This window comes from Paenibacillus sp. 276b, assembly GCF_900107875.1.
Taxonomy (GTDB): Bacteria; Bacillota; Bacilli; order Paenibacillales; family Paenibacillaceae; genus Paenibacillus; species Paenibacillus marchantiae.
Map to the genome: position 1 here is coordinate 1204980 of NZ_FNRR01000001.1, position 17543 is coordinate 1222522.

The window sequence follows — 17543 nt, forward strand, 5'->3', positions numbered from 1 at the left end:
GGAGAGTGAACACATGGCTAAAATTACACGGATAGAATGCATACGTACAAGACACGACGGAAGCTGGACCATTGTGAAGATTTCGACGGATCAGGATGGTCTTTACGGATTGGGTTCTGCTTCCGATCTTTATAATCCCGAAGCGGTGGTTCAGGTCATCGAACAACTGCTGGCACCATTACTCGTGGGAAGGGATGCATCCCAAATTGAAGATTTGTGGCATCTCATGCATATGAGCGGATATTGGAGAAATGGGGCAATATTTCATACGGCCATTGGTGGAATTGACATGGCCCTGTGGGATATCAAGGGCAAGGAAGCGAATCTACCGGTATATCAATTGTTAGGAGGGGCCTGCCGTTCGGCAGTTCCCTGTTACGGCCATGCCGGTGGTGCTGATATCAGCGAGCTGAAAGAAGATGTATCTCGTTTTATGGAAGAAGGATACACGGTCATTCGAGTGCAGATGGGAGGTTACGGTGGCGGGGGATTTGTCAGCGGCAAGGACGCGAATTTGCCACGCGAGCCCTGGAGCAGCGGTCCTGTATTCGATGAACATGCGTATCTGCATGCCATCCCTGACATGTTCGAGAAGTTGCGCCTGGAATTTGGTAATGGGATTCAGTTTACTCACGATGTGCATGAGCATTTATCCCCCATTCATGCCATTCAGCTGTCGAAGCGGCTTGAACCTTATCATCTTTTCTTTCTGGAAGATGCACTTGCTCCGGAACAGATCGGATGGTATCGACAGCTTCGTCAACAGAGTGCTACGCCGCAGGCAGTGGGAGAATTATTTGTTAATCCTCAGGAGTGGACGGGTCTGATTCAAGAGAAGTTGATCGATTTTATCAGAGTTCGAGTATCGAAAACAGGCGGAATCAGCGCTTGTCGCAAGATCGCTACGCTGGGCGAAGCCTACGGAGTACGAACAGCCTGGCAGGAGGGTGGGGAGAATGATCCTGTTAACCAGGCAGCTGCTGTCCATCTGGATATGGCCCTGTGGAACTTTGGTATCCAGGAAATCAATCATTTTAAACCTCATGAGTTGCAGGCATTCCCCGGACATATCGTCAGAGAGGGAGGATATCTATACCCTTCCAATAAACCGGGACTGGGCATTGAACTGGATGAAGTGAAGGCCAAATCATTACTAAGTGACTCATGGGATCCCAACAAATATCATCGGCCGTATCCTCTGGACCGCAAAGCGGATGGAACATTGGTGCGACCCTAACGAAGTGACAAGAACAGACAGGAGAGATATAGGAATGAAGACGATTGCAGTTACAGGTGGAGGCGGAAAGCTGGGTTCACAAGTCATTGAGAAGCTGCAAATACAAGGTCATGATGTCGTATCGCTGGATAAACACCTGTCAGACCGGGTGCGTTGCAAACAGATCATTGTCGACCTGAACGATTATGGTCAAGTCGTGGGAGCGCTTGCCGGAGTAAATGCGATCATCCATCTAGCAGCGATTCCTGCGCCGCTTCACTACCCTCACAGCTATATTTTCGCTAATAATACACTTTCCGGATACCATGTGCTGGAAGCAGCCTCTTTGCTCGGTATAAAAAAGGTGGTCATGGGCTCCAGTGAATCATCCTACGGGTTTGCCTGGGCCAACAAACCCTTCGCTCCCGATTATTTCCCGGTGGATGAACAGCATCCGCAACAGCCACAGGAATGTTACGGCCTGTCTAAGATCGTTAATGAGGTCACTGCAGAGATGTTTCATCGTAGAAGCGGGATGCAGGTAATTTCCCTCCGTTTTTCAATGATTGTCGGACCAGGAGAGTACAGACATCTGGCTATTGCGAAGGCGGAAACGTTCAAGCACATATTGTGGAGCTACATTGATATTAGGGATGCCGTGGATGCTTGTTTGGCTGCTCTGCACGCCGATTATGATGGGGCTGTTCACGTTAATGTTACCGCTAATGATACGTTAAGTGATCGGCAAACGACAGAATTGCTCGCCACCTTTTATCCCGATGTAAAAGATCTACGGACACCTTTCTCTAGTCGAGAAGCCATTGTTAGTAATGGAATGGTGAAAGAGCTTCTGTCCTGGGGCCCGAAGCATTCGTGGGCGGATGAAGAACAGGAGTAGCTTACGCGCAACTAAAATGAATAGGGGGATATTATGCTAAATTTCATGCAAAAAAACAAGAAGGTTTTGGCTTTTGCAAGTGTGGCATTATTGATTCTTACGTTGTGTTTGTCTATTTCACCTTCCATCGTATCGGCAGCTTCCGCGTTTAATCAAACGCAGGCTTCCAGTTATAACAGTCAATCCGGAGTCCAACTGGAAAGTTCCAGCGAGGGCGGGCAAAATGTCGCATTTATCGACAACGGCGATTACATTGTATTCAACAATGTGGATTTTGGCAGCGGTGCCAATTCAATCGACGTGAGAGTAGCCAGTAATAACAGTGGCGGTACGATTGAGGTCCGTCTGGATAGCCTAAACGGGACACTCGCGGGAACTGTTGCTGTTCCAGCTACGGGCGGGTGGCAATCCTGGCAAACGAAGTCCGGGTCAATCAGTGGTGCCACTGGTGTACACACAGTCTATCTTAAATTCACGGGCGGAACCGGCAATTTATTCAATCTACTCTGGTTCAAGTTCAGTGCTTCCGCCGCAGGCAGCGGTGGCAATGTCGTAGGCAAGCTGTATGCCGGGTATCAAGGCTGGTTCAACGCAGCCGGAGACGGTTCACCGAACGGGGGCTGGGTGCACTGGTCCAAAAATAGCAGTGCGCCATCAGCAAATGGCAACGTGAATTTCGAGTTGTATCCAGACATTCGCGAATATTCCAAGCTGTATCAGACAAGTTTGGCGAACCTCGGTAATGGTTCTCCTGCCAAATTGTTCTCCTCTTACGATCAGGAGACGGTCAACAAACATTTTGAGTGGATGCAAACCTACAATATCGACGGTGCAGCATTGCAACGGTTCGGCGCAGATGAGAGTGACACACCTAACAACTGGAAAAGCAACCGGGACAGCGTAGCTGTCAAGGTTAAGAATGCCGCAGAATCCTATAATCGCAAGTTCTATATCATGTATGACATTACGGGAATGAATGCGAGCAATTGGGTACAGGCAGTCAAGCATGACTGGTTGACTAATGTCGTGAACAACATGCACCTCCCATCATCTTCGGCCTATGCGAAGCAGAACGGCAAGATGGTTGTCTGCATCTGGGGTATTGGCTTCACGGATCGGCCGGGTACTGCAGCAGAGGCGGCCGATTTGATCGGTTGGTTCAAAAACCAGGGGATCTATGTTATCGGTGGCGTGCCTACGTATTGGAGAACAGGTAATAACGACTCTCGATCTGATTTTATGAACGTCTACAAGTCGTTGGATATGATCTCACCTTGGTCCGTTGCCCGATTCGGCAATATTCAGCAAGCGGACAGCTTCAAAACCAAACAACTTCAGCCCGATCTGGCCTTCGCCCAACAGAATGGAATTGACTATCAGCCAGTGATCTGGCCGGGTTCGGCTTGGTCGAATATGACTGGAGGCCCAAGAAACGAGAATCCCCGTCTGCATGGAGACTTCATGTGGAGGCAGGCCTACAATCTGAAGAGCATCGGTATCAATACCGGATATATCGCAATGTTTGACGAGTATGATGAAGGTACAGCTATTGCCAAGATGGCAGAGAACAGCTCCATGATTCCAACCAATCAATATTTTCTAACGCTGGATGCCGACGGTGTTGCCGTATCTTCAGACTTTTATCTCCGACTTGCAGGGGATATCAATCGCATGTTCAAAAACCAGATTCCAGTGACGGCAAACCATCCAACAAGTCATCAATAGAGCCCAAATGGCATGATTTTAACAAGTTCGTATACGTTCAGGAGGATTAAAAATGACTACTAATGATATTGGCTTCAAAACCACACGCCAAAAGACTACATCCATGAATCCAGCAATCACATCTATATATACAGCAGATCCTTCGGCCCATGTATGGAACGACGGTAAAATTTACATTTACGCATCTCATGATATGGACCCAGCCAGAGGTTGCGATCTCATGGACAGATATCATGTTTTCTCCTCGGAGGATATGGTTCACTGGTTGGACGAAGGGGAAATACTCCGTTCAGACGACGTTTCCTGGGGCAGACCGGAGGGCGGGTTCATGTGGGCGCCTGACTGTGCATACAAGAATGGGACCTTTTACTTCTATTATCCGCATCCAAGTGATTCGAACTGGAATGATTCCTGGAAGATCGGGGTTGCCACCAGTAGCTATCCAGCGCATGGCTTTACGGATCAAGGGTATATCGAGGGGCTTGGCGGGTTTGCACTGATTGACCCGTGTGTAATTGTAGACGATGACAATAGCGCCTATATCTACTATGGTGGCGGCAGTGTCTGTCTGGGAGGCAAGCTCAATGAAGATATGATGTCACTGGAGAACGGTATGACAGAAATGCAAGGACTTGAGGATTTTCATGAAGCGGCCTGGGTGTTCAAAAGAAACAATCTTTATTATCTTAGCTATGCGGACAATCTGGAAGACAACAACCGTATGAGATACGCAACAAGCGAGAATCCGCTTGGCCCATGGACGTACCGAGGCATTTTTCTGGAGCCGACAGGCTGTTCTACGACCCATGGCTCTGTAGTAGAATTCAAAGGGCAATGGTATCTTTTTTATCACAATCAAGCGATCTCTGGAGAAGGTACGCTGCGTAGCGTATGTATCGACTATCTGGAGTTCGATGAAGATGGTTCCATCAGACCTGTGGTTCAGACAAGGGAAGGTGTATCGTCCGCTGGTCCAGCCCCGGTTCCTGCACGGCAACAGAAAGTTTATGCAGGTGCAGCTTGTCAGGTTTTTGGTGGAGCTGAAATCAGGATATTGCAATCCGGTCAAACCGTGGTCGGGAATCTTCAATCCTCAGAAGCGTACGCCTTGTTTAAGAATATAGATGGAGGCGAAGGCGGCAGAGCATCGATTGAGCTTCATTATGCGACAGGTGAACGACTGGCCAAATTGCATCTGACGATTAATGACCAGGACTATTCCTTGCTGAATGCGCTATCCACTGGCGGTTTGCAGGAGTTCGGCGGAATCACCAATATCACCGTTCATTTGGAGCCGGGTAATGTTAACACAATCCAAATTTCAGGTGGACATGGCGAGATCAATCTTTTAAGTCTCACCGTTACCCCGTTGTTGGATTAATACGTAAGAAACGGGATAGACGTTTAAACCTCAGGAGAGTTTTCCTGAGGTTTTTTCTGGTTTATATGAACGAGTGAGTTCTAAAAAAAGATAAGCACTTTTTTCCAACAAAATGCCAAATAAATGACAACGAAATGTTATTTCTATTTGTAACTTCTTACTTTATGCTAGATTTCAACACCCGATGAAGAGACTCGATTATGTCTGTACATACGGTTGTGACGGTTAGCTGTTGTGCAGAAGAAAACAAGTTCTTCGGATGTAAGACAGAAGCGAAAGTAGAGAACATTGATGTATTTGTAAGCGGTAACAAAAAACAGACTAGGAGGAAATCATGTGAGGAAGAGTCGTCGATTCATGTTCACGCTGTTGGTCATTTTATTAATGGTTTCGTCAGTGCCACTCCCTGCCACAGCCTATCAAAATCCGCAAACGTTACCGGATGAATGGGGACAATATGGACTCGGGGACCCCTATGTATTGAAATTTAATGGATACTATTACCTGTATGTAAGCACAAGAGATACGGACGACGGTGTCAAAGTCTGGAGCTCCAAAGACCTGGTGAATTGGTCGTACCGTGGATTAGCTGCAACAGATCCCATTACGCACGGAGCTTATGCTCCTGAAGTTGTTTACTGGAATGGCATGTTCTACATGTATACATCACCTGCCGGAAAAGGACATTACGTGCTGAGTAGCACAAGTCCTACCGGACCCTTCAATGTAGTAACGGGCAACCTTGGAAAGTCGATTGACGGTAATGTGTTCATTGACGATGATGGCTCGTTCAGCTTCTATCACGCAGCACAGGGCCGCATAGATGCAGCACCGATGAGCAGTCCGACTGAGATCGGAGTGAGTGCGTCTACAGGCGTGGGGATGGGAGGCTGGACTGAGGGTTCAACCGTCTTCAAACGAAATGGAAAATACTATATGACCTATACAGGTAACCACGTATTTAGCAAAGGATATCGGGTGGATGTGGCAGTTAGCACGACAGGTCCGAGGTCCGGATATGTTACTGATAGCACAAACCCGGTATTAATTCGTACAGAGGGTCCAACCGTGGGATTAGGACACAACACTGTAGTAACAGGACCTAATCTGGACACTCACTATATGATGTATCACAATTTGGAAGGTAACGGAATCATTGGACCGCTGCGGCATCTGAACATGGACCGAATTGTATGGAATAACGACAAGATGATCGTGCAAGGTCCGACTTCAACGGATCAACCCAATCCAGAAATGCCTGTTTTCTATGACTACTTCGATCGTTCTGCAATCGGAAGTAATTGGTCCAACGTGAACGGTGGTAATTGGGGCATCTACAATCAGGAACTCATGTGGCAAAATTCAATGGGCAGCTCAACTTGGTATAAACAAGTGACGGCTTTGAGCAGCGCATCGGATTATACGGCTGAATTTAACATGAAGGAAATGAATCGGGGAACGTCCACCAATCCGAGATACGGCGCTACATTCTCCTATACGAATGAGAACAACTACGGTGTTGCGCTGATCAGTTCGAAAAACAAAAGACTTGAGACATTTTTCCGAATTAACGGTGTGGATCAGGCTTGGCAAACATTCGATCTGCCTGCCGACTTCAATTATTCGAAATGGCATAACATACGGATAGAAAAATCGGGATCAACGTTTAAATACTACGTAGATGGTATGTTCAAAGCAACGCGTACCGCCAATGTAGGAGCAGGCAAAATTGGTGTTCTGACAGAGGATACACATGCGGACTTCGGCTATACTGCTTTTAACAATGATGTGAACGGAAGCAGTGCATGGAATGCCTCCAAGCCGATTCCAGGCACAATCGAGGCCGTTCATTATATGAAAGGAGGCGAGGGTGTCGCTTATCACGATACAACGGCTGGGAACCTGGGCGGGGCTTATCGTACCGATGCCGGGGATATTCGCCTGAATAACGAAGGACTGTACAACTTGGGCTGGAATCAGACGGGAGAATGGTATAAATACAAAGTAAACGTGGAGTCAAGTGGATATTACGATATTGATTTTCGCATGGCTACCTCGTTGGACGGGGCTCAGATCCGAGTGTGGGATGGTTCGACCGACTTAACGGGTATCGTCAATGTACCTAATACGGGCGGATGGGATAATTGGAAAAACATCTCCAAGAAAAAGGTCTATTTAAATGCTGGACAACGGGAATTAAAGGTTGAATTCGTAACAGGCGAGGCTGATTTCTCAAGAATGACGTTTCAGAAGAATGTTGATGTGACAAGTGTAAGTGATAATTTTAACGACGGCGACGATAATGGATGGACACGGTTTGAAGGAACCTGGGCTGTAGAGAATGGTGAATACAGTGCAGCGAGCACCGGACCTGCCAAATCTACATTTGGAGATTCAGGATGGGCAGATTATACGGTCGAGGCGGATATTAAGATGATTGACTCAGGGGGAGATGGGGGGTTACTTGTCAGAGTGTCCAATCCATCCCACGGTACAGAACGAGGTCAGAACAATTATGATGCTTTACAAGGATATTACGCCTATCTGACCACAAGCGGAGTTAGTCTGGGCAAGATGAATTATAATTGGGCGCTCCTCAAGAGCAACGCGCAATCATATTCCACCAATACCTGGTATCATATGAAAGTTGCCGTTAATGGTACAAACATCAAAGTTTATGTGGATGATATGGTCAACCCGAAGATCGATTATACTGACAACAGCCTGAATCCGTTCACGCATGGCAAAATCGGTGTTAGAACGGCAAACAAGCATACGCATTTCGATAACGTATCCGTTTCTCCTTGAGCCGGAAGCTAGGCGTTGAGAATGAAAATGGTTGTAACGAGAACTGAAATGCATATCAAGCCGCCAATTGGCGGCTTTTTTGCCTTAAACATGTAAGCTATTGCGACCAAATGATGCCTTCCTCTGATCTCCTTCACCACCGTCATTTCCCATTAGCCAATCCAACCCATTTCATTGATAATTAAATGATGGTTTCAACAGGAGAGGGTGGTTGGTAATGATGAAAAGTAGTGATCTGCTGATTGGATCGCATGTATCCTTTGGAGGAAAAGAGATGTTTCTTCAGGCTAGTAAAGAAGCCGCTTCTTACGGTGCATCTACTTTTCTGATGTACACTGGCGCACCGCAGAATTCGAAACGAAAATCTATTTCGCAATATAATATAGAAGCAGGTCATTTGCACATGAAGCAGCATGGCATTTCCAATATTGTCGTGCATGCTCCATTCCTGATTAATCTGGCGAATAGTTGCAAACGAGAGGTGTTTGATTTTAGCGTACAATTCCTGCGAGACGAGATCGAACGAACGGCAGCGCTGGGATCAAATCAGCTTGTTCTTCACCCCGGGGCCCACGTAAATGCTGGATTGGACATCGGTATTCGACAAATAATCCGGGGATTAAATGAAGTATTACAAGACGATAATCACCCGGAGGTACAGATTTCGTTGGAGACGATGGCGGGAAAAGGAACAGAGTGCGGAACAAGCTTTGAAGAACTGGCACAGATTGTCGATGGCGTGCAGCGGAATGAACGGATTTCCATATGTTTGGACACTTGTCATGTTCATGATGCCGGATACGATATTGTTGATAATTTTGATGGGGTACTTGAGCAGTTTGATAAGGTGCTTGGCCTTGATCGATTAAAAGTACTGCATATCAATGACTCCAAGAATGTGCGGGGATCGAGGAAAGATCGCCATGAAAACATTGGGCACGGACATATCGGACTTCAGACTTTGGATTATATCGTACATCATCCCCAGCTCGTGTCAATTCCGAAACTGCTTGAGACGCCGTCGATTGGCAAAATAAAATATAAAAGTGCACCTTATCGACATGAAATTGCCCTGTTAAGAAGAGAGTGCTCCGAACCCGTGCAGAAGGAAGAGGATTCTTTAGAAAACAGTAAATAGAGAGTATTCCAAACATTCGCTCACTCATTCCATGTTTATTCTCACGGGACATATGTTAAAATGGATGTAGAACGTTACTTTTTATTAAAAAGGAGGCCGCCATGCAGCCAATAGAGCCTCAAGACATCCAACACCGGATCAATCAACTTCTCGATCAGGACCTATATTTACACCTCGAACTCACGTCAGGTGCTTACGCCAGTCACTTCGATAGCACAAGGCATCCGGGGTCGGCATTCATTTCCAATGCGGTCATACGATATACGCAAGGATCTATCTCGGGCACAGGCCCATACCGAGTTGGTTTAAAAACCACTCACGGCTGGATATACGCTGAAGGACTTACACACATTGACGAGCTGGAACAAGAACGACTCATTCTGGCTGGTCACGATAGTCAAGGAAAGCTGGTTGTAGCTTTACAACTTAGTCGGGAATTGTTCTGATGAAAGCGGAGGATTAAATAAGCATGAATAACAAACAGATTGAACATCAGCGCATTTTAGTTGTGTTTCCCCATCCCGATGATGAAGCATTCACTGCTTCGGGAACGTTGGCGAAGTACATAGAAGGCGGTGCTCAAGTCACTTATGCTTGCCTGACTCTAGGGGAGATGGGACGTAATATGGGCATCCCTCCATTTGCCAACCGGGTCACCTTGCCAATAATCCGTAAGGATGAACTCATAGAGTCCTCCAATGCGATTGGTATTCAAGACTTAAGGATGCTCGGTTTTCATGATAAAATGATCGAGTTTGAAGACCCTGAGCTGCTAGATGGCCACATCTTAGCCCTGATCAAGGAGCTTAACCCTTCACTGGTCATTACTTTCTATCCGGGGTATAGTGTGCATCCCGATCATGATGCAACCGGAGCCGCGGTTACGCGAACGATTGGTCGATTGCCCGCAGAGGAGAGACCTATTGTGTACTGCTGCGCATTCTCGAACAATCACGAAGAGAGTATCGGGAAAGCGGATGTGATTGAAGACGTGAGCGGATTCCTTGCCAAGAAAATGGCGTCGATTCGAGCTCACCGTTCACAATTCCAAGCGCCGGAACTTGTCGGCAAGGGGAAATTGGACGATGAACAAATCCGAAATCGGTTTGGAAGAGAAGCATTTTGGACCTATAAGTTCAATTAATTTTACAATCTGTACAATCTAAATTACGTAAAAAGTCGCCATTATGGCGACTTTTTTTCGTTTTAAACATAACATATTGTTCAGGTGGAGAATGGAGTGAGTAGGGGCAATCGTATGGTTTCCATGCGCTTCCATGGGTAATAACATATTGACCATTAAACTTGTAAGGAGTGATACAATTGAAAGAACTTCGTTCTGTTTTTATTAAAATCCCGATACTCGTTATGTTTGTTGCACTTACAGCTTGCTCTGGAAAAACAGAGCTGCCTGCAACCTCTGAACCATCAGCACCAACAAATGAGTCGGTTACAGCTCCAACCACAGAAAATGAGGAAACATCTGAAACGACACGACCGCAAACAGAAAGTTTTGATTTGATGACAGGGGAGGGGAATTCATCACAAACGGCCACCTTGCATCAAGGGGAAGGTTTTACATTGTACGTGTTCGAGAAGTTTTCTTTTGATGCTGCCAAAGGCCGCTTGTCGCTGACAAGCAATCCGGACTACTATGTGGATATTGAACCACTGCCCTCAGATTATGATCTGGAAAAGCTTAAGACAACTGGGCAAGAGAACTTGGAAAAATTCGGTGCGGTGACTGATTATAGTGGCGAGTTGATTGAGCACCCGCTTGGTTTCGCCGAGCTTTATCTTCAAGCTTCAGGTGAAAAAGGGATAAACGATTATATGGTCTGGAAATCAGAAAAAGGTGACGCTTTTTTATTCCGTCTTCACAATGCCAAAGGGGAAGAAGCTTCCGATTTCGCTAGTCCGGTCCTTGTTTCCTTATCTACGGTTCAGGGCGAATAGTCGTCATCGTCATCTTAAGGAGTGAATGGACATCTTAATGCCAAAAATGCGAAGAAAACGAATCATTCGAATTACTGCGATAGTCATTTTACTTTTGCTCATAACGTGCATCGCATTTGTTTATGTTAATGACAGACCTGGCGGACTAGCCGATCGGCGCATGTCCAAAGCAATGGGAATGAGTGAAACCATGCATATTCCTATAGGAAAAACTGCTGAAGAAGCGATCCGAAAGTTTAGAAATAATGATGATTCATTACAAATCATTCATCAAGAACCGGTAGACGGCGGCATAATTTTGTTCAAACAAAAAACGGGTCAGGAAAATAACAGCAATCTTCAGATGGAGTATGCTCGGAAAATAATATTCGGATGGAAGTGGGCATGGGGTGGCGGATATTCCATTGGTGAATCATCTCAATTCACGTCTGCACTGGATTACATGAGCATACCTGAATTGAGTCACATATCGACACCTTTCCCTATGCTGTTTGGACATATATTAGACCCGGCTATTCAGCGTGTAACAGTCGAGTTTGAGGGAAATGAGAAACCAGTAGTTGCCGAAGCCAAGTTGGTTGAGGTGGGGCCGGAAAGCATAATCTGGTTTGTATCACTGCCCTCGTCTGCAACAATTCCGTATGAAATGAAGGGATTCAACGACAAAGGAGAACTCGTAACCCATAAACAAATTGATGATCCGAATGGCATGGGCGCCATGGTTCTGGGAGAACGTTAAAGAGTGTTCGTACGGAACCTGCGAGTAGGGCGAGATCGTCAAGTCTGGAAGACAATAAAAAGGGAACAACCCACTGTTTAGGGTTGTTCCCTTATACGTTACAAGGAAAATTCGGGTTTACAAAAAAATAAGTAAAAGAATTCCGACTACGAAGCAATAGTATGAAAAGTAAATCAAGTTCCCTCTTGCCATAATTCCCATGAACCATCTCATTGAAAAGTAGGTTACGATAAGGGTCGTAATGAACGCTAAAATGTAAGGTATAGCTAACTGCGCTCGGTGCGGATCGGTTACAATGTCAGAAGCCCCTAATATTACCCCGCCAATGCTGATCGGAATGTAGAGCATAAAAGAAAATTTCAACGCCGTTTCTTGTTTCATCCCGACAGCAATAGATGCAATGACTGTTGCACCAGAGCGGCTTATTCCCGGAATAAGAGCCACCGCTTGAGCCAGACCCACCAGTACTGCGTCTTTCGCAGACAAATCGCCATCTCTTTTGCGCCCGCGAAGGTTTCGAATGAGCCATAGGGCAACCCCTGTAATCAGTAAACTAATCGCAACCGTATAGACAGAAGTGAATATTTCTTCAATTTTATCCTTGAATAGCACAGCCCCAATCGCAGCAGGCAGGGTACCTATGATTATGTATAGACAAAACATAAAATCTGCTCTGTACTCCGCATTGCGAGAGACTAGAAATCGCCAGCCTCCTACAATAAGTTTTTTGATATCTTCCCGAAAAATAAACATAATGGCAATCAGTGAGGCTGTGTTTGTCAAAATTTCAAAGGATAATCCGTTCTGCTGCATGCCAAGCAGTCGTTGAACGATAATCAAATGTCCGCTTGAAGAAACCGGAATAGGCTCTGTAGCCCCTTGTACGATACCTAATAACACATATTTCAACCACAAAATAAAGTCTTCCATTGTATCCTCCTACTCATTATTTTCGATTAGCTTTGACATATTTCAGTTGGGCCACAATGATGACACTAATAATCACCAAAAGGAACCACGAACTTATCTTGCTAAAACTGACCAGTTGCCAGGAGTCATGCTGGTCAGGGTATTTCCAGCCGTTAAAAAATGTAGCTATATTTTCAGCAGTCCAGATGAAAAAACCTACGATGACAAAAGCGAGCGTTAACGGCATTCGATAGGTAGTTAATCGTACCCGATAGATAATCCATGTTTTACGAAAAACAATAAATACCAGAGCGGTCAACCACCAACGAAAATCGGGAATAAAATGATGTGTGAAAAAGTTGATATAGATGGCTCCTCCTAACAGAACCGAAGATGCAAACCCAGGCCAGCCTGTCATGTCCATACGCAATCTGCGCCATATTTGGCACATAAAGCTTGCTACACTTGCATACATAAATCCGCTATAAAGGGGAACGCCAAAGAGCTTGGTATAACCAGGCTCAGGGTATGACCAGGATCCCATCCACACCTTATACATCTCCAGTACCAATCCAATCACGTGAAATATACATATGACTTTGATTTCATCACGTGTTTCCAATCCGCTCCGGTACATAAGGTATTGTACTGCTAATAAAACAAGCAGAATGGCATCATAGCGATAAAGAAAGGGTATCTGAATTACGCTAGAAAGGGCCAACGTTCCAAAGATCGCCACAGGAAAAATGCAACTCATCGCCTGATGATAACCAAAATGCAGGAGCTGTACTAAAGGTTTCAAGTTATGTTTATCTCCTTCCTAAGCCTTGTTCATAATAATATAGATATGGTCCGTTTGTAAAAAGAGAAAAAAAGATCTATATATTTTCTTATTTTCAATTCGAGCTTATTCAAAGACAAAACAGGCCCCTCGTCAACTGGAGGGACCTTGTTTTTTGGCTAATTCAATTATGCATTTTCAGACAGCTTGTAGGCAGATTTAATCGTATGTTCAATGAGCGTCGCAATCGTTACAGGACCAACACCGCCCGGTACAGGTGTGATTGCTGAAGAAGGAACAAAGCAAGCTTCGTAGTCCACATCTCCGACGTTGCCTTTGTTATAACCTGCATCAATAACGACAGCACCTGGTTTAATCCAGTCTCCTTTAACAAAGAGCGGTTTGCCCACGGCTGCAATTATGATATCGCCAAGCTTCACGATTTCTTCCAGATTCACGGTTTTGGAGTGGCAAGTCGTCACCGTTGCATTCCGGTTGAGCAGCATGGCTGAGACAGGTTTGCCCAGAATTGGACTTCTTCCGATGACAACTGCATGTTTGCCCTCGATCTGAATATTGTAGAAATCCAAAATGCGCATAATAGCCTGTGGTGTACAGGAAGGGAATTCTGCGTCTCCAAAAGCATTAAGTGCAAAACCGAGAGTCGTAACACCGTCAACGTCTTTCTCGATACTAATGGCATCAAAAGCTGCTCTTTCATCGATATGATTCGGGACAGGGTGCTGAAGCAAAATACCGTGTACGGAAGGGTCATCATTTAGCTTGTTTATTTCTTGAATTAATTCATCCGTGGTGGTATCCGCAGAAAGAACGACCTTAATGGATTGCACGCCTAAGCGAGCACAAGCATTTCCTTTCATACGCACATAAGTCGCTGAAGAAGGATCATCTCCGACGAGAATTGTAGCGAGACAAGGCTGAATGCCTTTTTCCTTAAGAATGGCAACCTTCGAGGCCATGTCTTCCTTCATAAAATCTGCTACCGTTTGTCCATTCAAGATCAGTTTGTCAGTACTCATTTTCACATCGCCCTTTCAACATAAAAAAGAGGCAAGGAAATAAATATTCCTTACCTCTGCCCAGGCGTACGGCTTATTACAAAACCATATGCTCCCTCACGGTTCACCGTGTTCGCCAGTTACATATGATCGTTTAAATTGTTTAGATTGATAGTACTTGAAAAAGCAAAATTGTTCAATAGTTAATGGATTTCTCTTATAGAGAGAGATGATCTTAAGGATTAAGTATCTCGTCTATTAATGAAAATTCAACACGATCTACTTTCCAGCCCTTATTTGTATAGACGAGTGTGGCACTTCGGTAGAGTGTTTCCTTGTTACCGTAAACGGAACTAGAACCCGAGTATTGACTTAATCTAGCTGTATTACTGTCAGGGTAAGTCAGACCGGATTGGCTGATGATTTTGAATTTAAAGTCGTATTCCAGCCTATCCCGAATAATTTCGTTGATAAAACGATCTGTAAAATAGGCGCTAAAGTATGTCCGAATTTGCTTAATGGAAGACAGGTTTGTCGCTTCATTTAATTTATCAACGAAGATTTGCTGTTGTTTGGCCGTTATTCTCTTTGTATTGGGCACTTGCACTTTGGGTTTTGCCATCGTCACCTGTATTTGCGTGCCATCCAGAGTGATTGTTGCTTGGCTGGTTTGTTGATTCCATTGCACGTCAGCGCCTAAAGTTTGACTGATAAACCGCGCCGGGATATAGGTGGTGTTATCGTTTAATTCCGCAGGAACATCCAGAGAAACTGCCTCTTGGTTAACCAGTATCTTTTTAGAGTTAATGGTCAAAAGTATTGTCATTTCACCTTTGGTAATGGTGATATTTTTTAGTTCTTTATTCCAGTTAACTTCCGCTCCCAAGTTTTCGGACACTGCCCGTAACGGAATTAGAACACGATTATTTTGTAGCATGCCAGTATCCATTGTGATGTACTGGTTTGCAGCTTCCCCGGTAGCCGCAAAGCTCGGCAGGATGAGCAGAGTCGTTGTCAGCAAGGAAATAGTGATTTTTTTAAACATAGGCTCCTCCTCTAAGGATTAATTATTTAAATATGTAGACGTTATCAAAATAGAAAATGTTTCTGTATGTAAGATGCCATTCTCCAAGCAGTAAGGTAGCCTAGGGCTTAATTCTAATTTTTTACTTTTACCAGAGGAAATAGTTGATAACTGTTCTCACTCATGATATATTGTTAACAAGTAAACTATCTCGGATTAATTTCCTGAATTAGTTTAATCATTCAAGGTTTTTTTATTGTTTATAAGTAAATAAGGAGCGATTGAAGAATGGATTCAAACGATCGAACAAAACAGTTACTGTATGACCAATTTATCCGGTTTTTACATGTATATGAGAATCACAAGGATACGGAAATTGAACATTTTCTAAGTATCGCCCAGCGGGAAAGCATGGACAAAATCCCTCAGCATTTGACCGCGGTTCATATGATAGATTGCATTGGCAAGCATGAGCCTATTAACAACACAGGGATTGCTGAGGCGATGAATTTGTCCAAAGCAAGTATTACCAAGATCGGCAACAAACTGCTGGAGGAAGGATTCGTCAAACGTACGAAAATGAATGACAACAAGAAGGAGAGCTATTTCCGGTTGTCACCACAAGGCAAAAAGATCTTTGAACTGCATGAACGTTTACATGTACTTGAGGCTGAACGGTTCTATCGTTCTTTGGACAAATATTCGGAACCGGAGCTGAAAATAATACTTCAATTTCTTCAAGACAGCAGCATGGATATGGAATCCAGATAAACTGAAGGAGAGTGAAACACTTGAGTCTGGCAGAATTGATCAGGGAACGCAGAAGTATTCGTAAATGTAATTCTACACCGGTGGAAAAGGAGTTGGTTGTTGAATTGCTGCACAAGGCTACGCGGCTTCAACCATCTGTTGAAGCTGGCTTATGGCGTGTCGTTTATGCCGGAACCCCCGAAGCACGCAAACGGTTGGTGGACTGCATGCTGGAACAGATGTCGCAGAGCAAGCTCGGCAAGTTGATTCCGGGAAAACTGCTGGATGTGTTTAAAAAGAGGTTTACCGATATTCCTGCTCATGTCATTGTTATGTCGACTGTAGGACCGGATCGTCTGACCAATGATCGCAATTATGCGGCTGCCTGCGGGATGATGCAGAGCTTCCAACTGCTGGGATGGGAACAAGGGTTAGGAATGCTGTGGGATACAGAGTCCATGATTCAGAATGAAGGCTTTTTCAAAGGAATTGGACTGCGTGAGGATGAAAGATTTGTTGGCATTCTTCATATGGGATATTACGACAAAGCGCCAAGAAGCCGGAAAAGAACACCAGCTGAGCAAAAGTGGACTGTATTTCAGGGTCAGACTACGTAGAAGGGAGGATGTAAATATGGAATTGTCCGATCTGCAAGGGGGCATACACAGTCCGAAATATTTTTTGGATCGACCGGTATCACAGGAGCTAATCCTTGAATTGCTCAATCACGCCGTGTGGGCGCCAAATGATGGACTTCGTGAGCCGTGGCGATTTATTTTTGCCGATAATCGTAATGGGAAACTCATGCAGGGAATGCAGGAGCACGCTCCAGCGTATCTTCTGGTTCTGGTGAAGGAAGAGGCGGATCATCATAAGCGGGAAGAGGACTTTGCAGCTGTCTGCTGTCTGATCCAAAATTTTCGTTTGCTTGCCCATGAACAGGGCCTGGGTGTGCGCAGTACGTTGCATGACTGGATGTACGACCGGAGTCGTGCTGAAAAGTTTGGCGTGTTAGGCAACGAGCGAATTGCTGCGGTTCTGGAATTGGGATATGGCGCTGTACAGCTGGAAGGGAAAACTGAGATAACAGAACCTCAGCTTCAGTTCGAACTGCTGTAGCGTAGAAGATATAGGAAAGAAAATTTAAATGAATGAGGAACGACAAAACCTTGATCGGGATTGTCGTTCTTTTTTGTGCG

17 protein-coding genes and 1 riboswitch are annotated in these 17543 nt (G+C 45.0%); of the genes, 13 read left to right on the forward strand and 4 right to left on the reverse strand.

Translation table 11 applies throughout. The features are described from left to right. The first annotated feature begins 13 nt into the window (after positions 1 to 13). The 10 genes from BLV50_RS05185 (at position 14) to BLV50_RS05230 (ending at position 11861) form a co-directional block, all read left to right on the forward strand. Complete coding sequence (locus tag BLV50_RS05185; protein ID WP_090806281.1) at positions 14 to 1237, forward strand: enolase C-terminal domain-like protein; 1224 nt, start codon at positions 14 to 16, stop codon at positions 1235 to 1237. 34 nt (positions 1238 to 1271) lie between these two features. After that, positions 1272 to 2114 carry an NAD-dependent epimerase/dehydratase family protein gene (locus BLV50_RS05190; protein WP_090806283.1) on the forward strand — a complete coding sequence of 281 codons (843 nt, stop codon included), beginning with the start codon at positions 1272 to 1274 and terminating at the stop codon, positions 2112 to 2114. 45 nt (positions 2115 to 2159) lie between these two features. Further along, complete coding sequence (locus tag BLV50_RS05195; RefSeq protein ID WP_256337853.1) at positions 2160 to 3839, forward strand: carbohydrate-binding protein; 1680 nt, start codon at positions 2160 to 2162, stop codon at positions 3837 to 3839. Positions 3840 to 3891: 52 nt separating this feature from the next. After that, on the forward strand, positions 3892 to 5220 hold the full coding sequence (locus BLV50_RS05200; protein WP_090806286.1) for a family 43 glycosylhydrolase: 1329 nt from the start codon (positions 3892 to 3894) through the stop codon (positions 5218 to 5220). Between the two features lie 336 nt (positions 5221 to 5556). Next, a complete protein-coding gene (locus BLV50_RS05205) occupies positions 5557 to 8028 on the forward strand; it encodes a family 43 glycosylhydrolase (RefSeq protein WP_256337854.1) in 2472 nt (823 codons plus the stop codon). Between the two features lie 220 nt (positions 8029 to 8248). Then, positions 8249 to 9166 (forward strand): deoxyribonuclease IV, encoded by a 918-nt coding sequence (locus BLV50_RS05210; RefSeq protein ID WP_090807494.1) that lies wholly within the window; start codon positions 8249 to 8251, stop codon positions 9164 to 9166. A 101-nt stretch (positions 9167 to 9267) separates the two neighbouring features. Beyond that, positions 9268 to 9612, forward strand: a complete 345-nt coding sequence (locus BLV50_RS05215; RefSeq protein ID WP_024631702.1) for a YojF family protein — start codon at positions 9268 to 9270, stop codon at positions 9610 to 9612. A 23-nt stretch (positions 9613 to 9635) separates the two neighbouring features. Next, positions 9636 to 10310 (forward strand): bacillithiol biosynthesis deacetylase BshB2, encoded by a 675-nt coding sequence (gene bshB2 / locus BLV50_RS05220; RefSeq protein WP_079696165.1) that lies wholly within the window; start codon positions 9636 to 9638, stop codon positions 10308 to 10310. Positions 10311 to 10480: 170 nt separating this feature from the next. Beyond that, positions 10481 to 11122 carry a hypothetical protein gene (locus BLV50_RS05225; RefSeq protein ID WP_371129219.1) on the forward strand — a complete coding sequence of 214 codons (642 nt, stop codon included), beginning with the start codon at positions 10481 to 10483 and terminating at the stop codon, positions 11120 to 11122. Positions 11123 to 11168: 46 nt separating this feature from the next. Continuing rightward, the gene (locus tag BLV50_RS05230) at positions 11169 to 11861 is read left to right on the forward strand and encodes a hypothetical protein (protein WP_256337855.1); all 693 of its coding nucleotides are present in this window, start codon (positions 11169 to 11171) and stop codon (positions 11859 to 11861) included. A 117-nt stretch (positions 11862 to 11978) separates the two neighbouring features. Here the strand turns inward: BLV50_RS05230 and BLV50_RS05235 are convergent, their stop codons facing one another. From BLV50_RS05235 to BLV50_RS05250, 4 genes are all read right to left on the reverse strand, one after another. Further along, positions 11979 to 12791: an undecaprenyl-diphosphate phosphatase gene (locus BLV50_RS05235; protein ID WP_063565034.1), complete on the reverse strand. Its 813-nt coding sequence runs from the start codon at positions 12789 to 12791 to the stop codon at positions 11979 to 11981. 16 nt (positions 12792 to 12807) lie between these two features. Further along, positions 12808 to 13572: a DUF817 domain-containing protein gene (locus BLV50_RS05240; RefSeq protein WP_072732831.1), complete on the reverse strand. Its 765-nt coding sequence runs from the start codon at positions 13570 to 13572 to the stop codon at positions 12808 to 12810. A 167-nt stretch (positions 13573 to 13739) separates the two neighbouring features. Beyond that, positions 13740 to 14591, reverse strand: a complete 852-nt coding sequence (locus tag BLV50_RS05245) for a bifunctional 5,10-methylenetetrahydrofolate dehydrogenase/5,10-methenyltetrahydrofolate cyclohydrolase (RefSeq protein WP_063565033.1) — start codon at positions 14589 to 14591, stop codon at positions 13740 to 13742. 51 nt (positions 14592 to 14642) lie between these two features. Next, positions 14643 to 14724: riboswitch (ZMP/ZTP riboswitch) on the reverse strand. An 81-nt stretch (positions 14725 to 14805) separates the two neighbouring features. Beyond that, positions 14806 to 15615 carry a stalk domain-containing protein gene (locus BLV50_RS05250; protein ID WP_090806294.1) on the reverse strand — a complete coding sequence of 270 codons (810 nt, stop codon included), beginning with the start codon at positions 15613 to 15615 and terminating at the stop codon, positions 14806 to 14808. A gap of 267 nt (positions 15616 to 15882) precedes the next feature. Between BLV50_RS05250 and BLV50_RS05255 the strand changes: the two genes are divergently transcribed. Genes BLV50_RS05255 through BLV50_RS05265 form a run of 3 tightly spaced genes read left to right on the forward strand, consistent with a single transcriptional unit; the run spans position 15883 to position 17463 of the window. Beyond that, complete coding sequence (locus BLV50_RS05255; RefSeq protein WP_063565031.1) at positions 15883 to 16365, forward strand: MarR family transcriptional regulator; 483 nt, start codon at positions 15883 to 15885, stop codon at positions 16363 to 16365. Between the two features lie 11 nt (positions 16366 to 16376). Beyond that, entirely contained in the window at positions 16377 to 16961 is a 585-nt protein-coding gene (locus BLV50_RS05260) for a nitroreductase family protein (protein WP_256337856.1), read from the forward strand. Between the two features lie 16 nt (positions 16962 to 16977). Then, the gene (locus BLV50_RS05265) at positions 16978 to 17463 is read left to right on the forward strand and encodes a nitroreductase family protein (RefSeq protein WP_063565029.1); all 486 of its coding nucleotides are present in this window, start codon (positions 16978 to 16980) and stop codon (positions 17461 to 17463) included. Positions 17464 to 17543 lie beyond the last annotated feature (80 nt).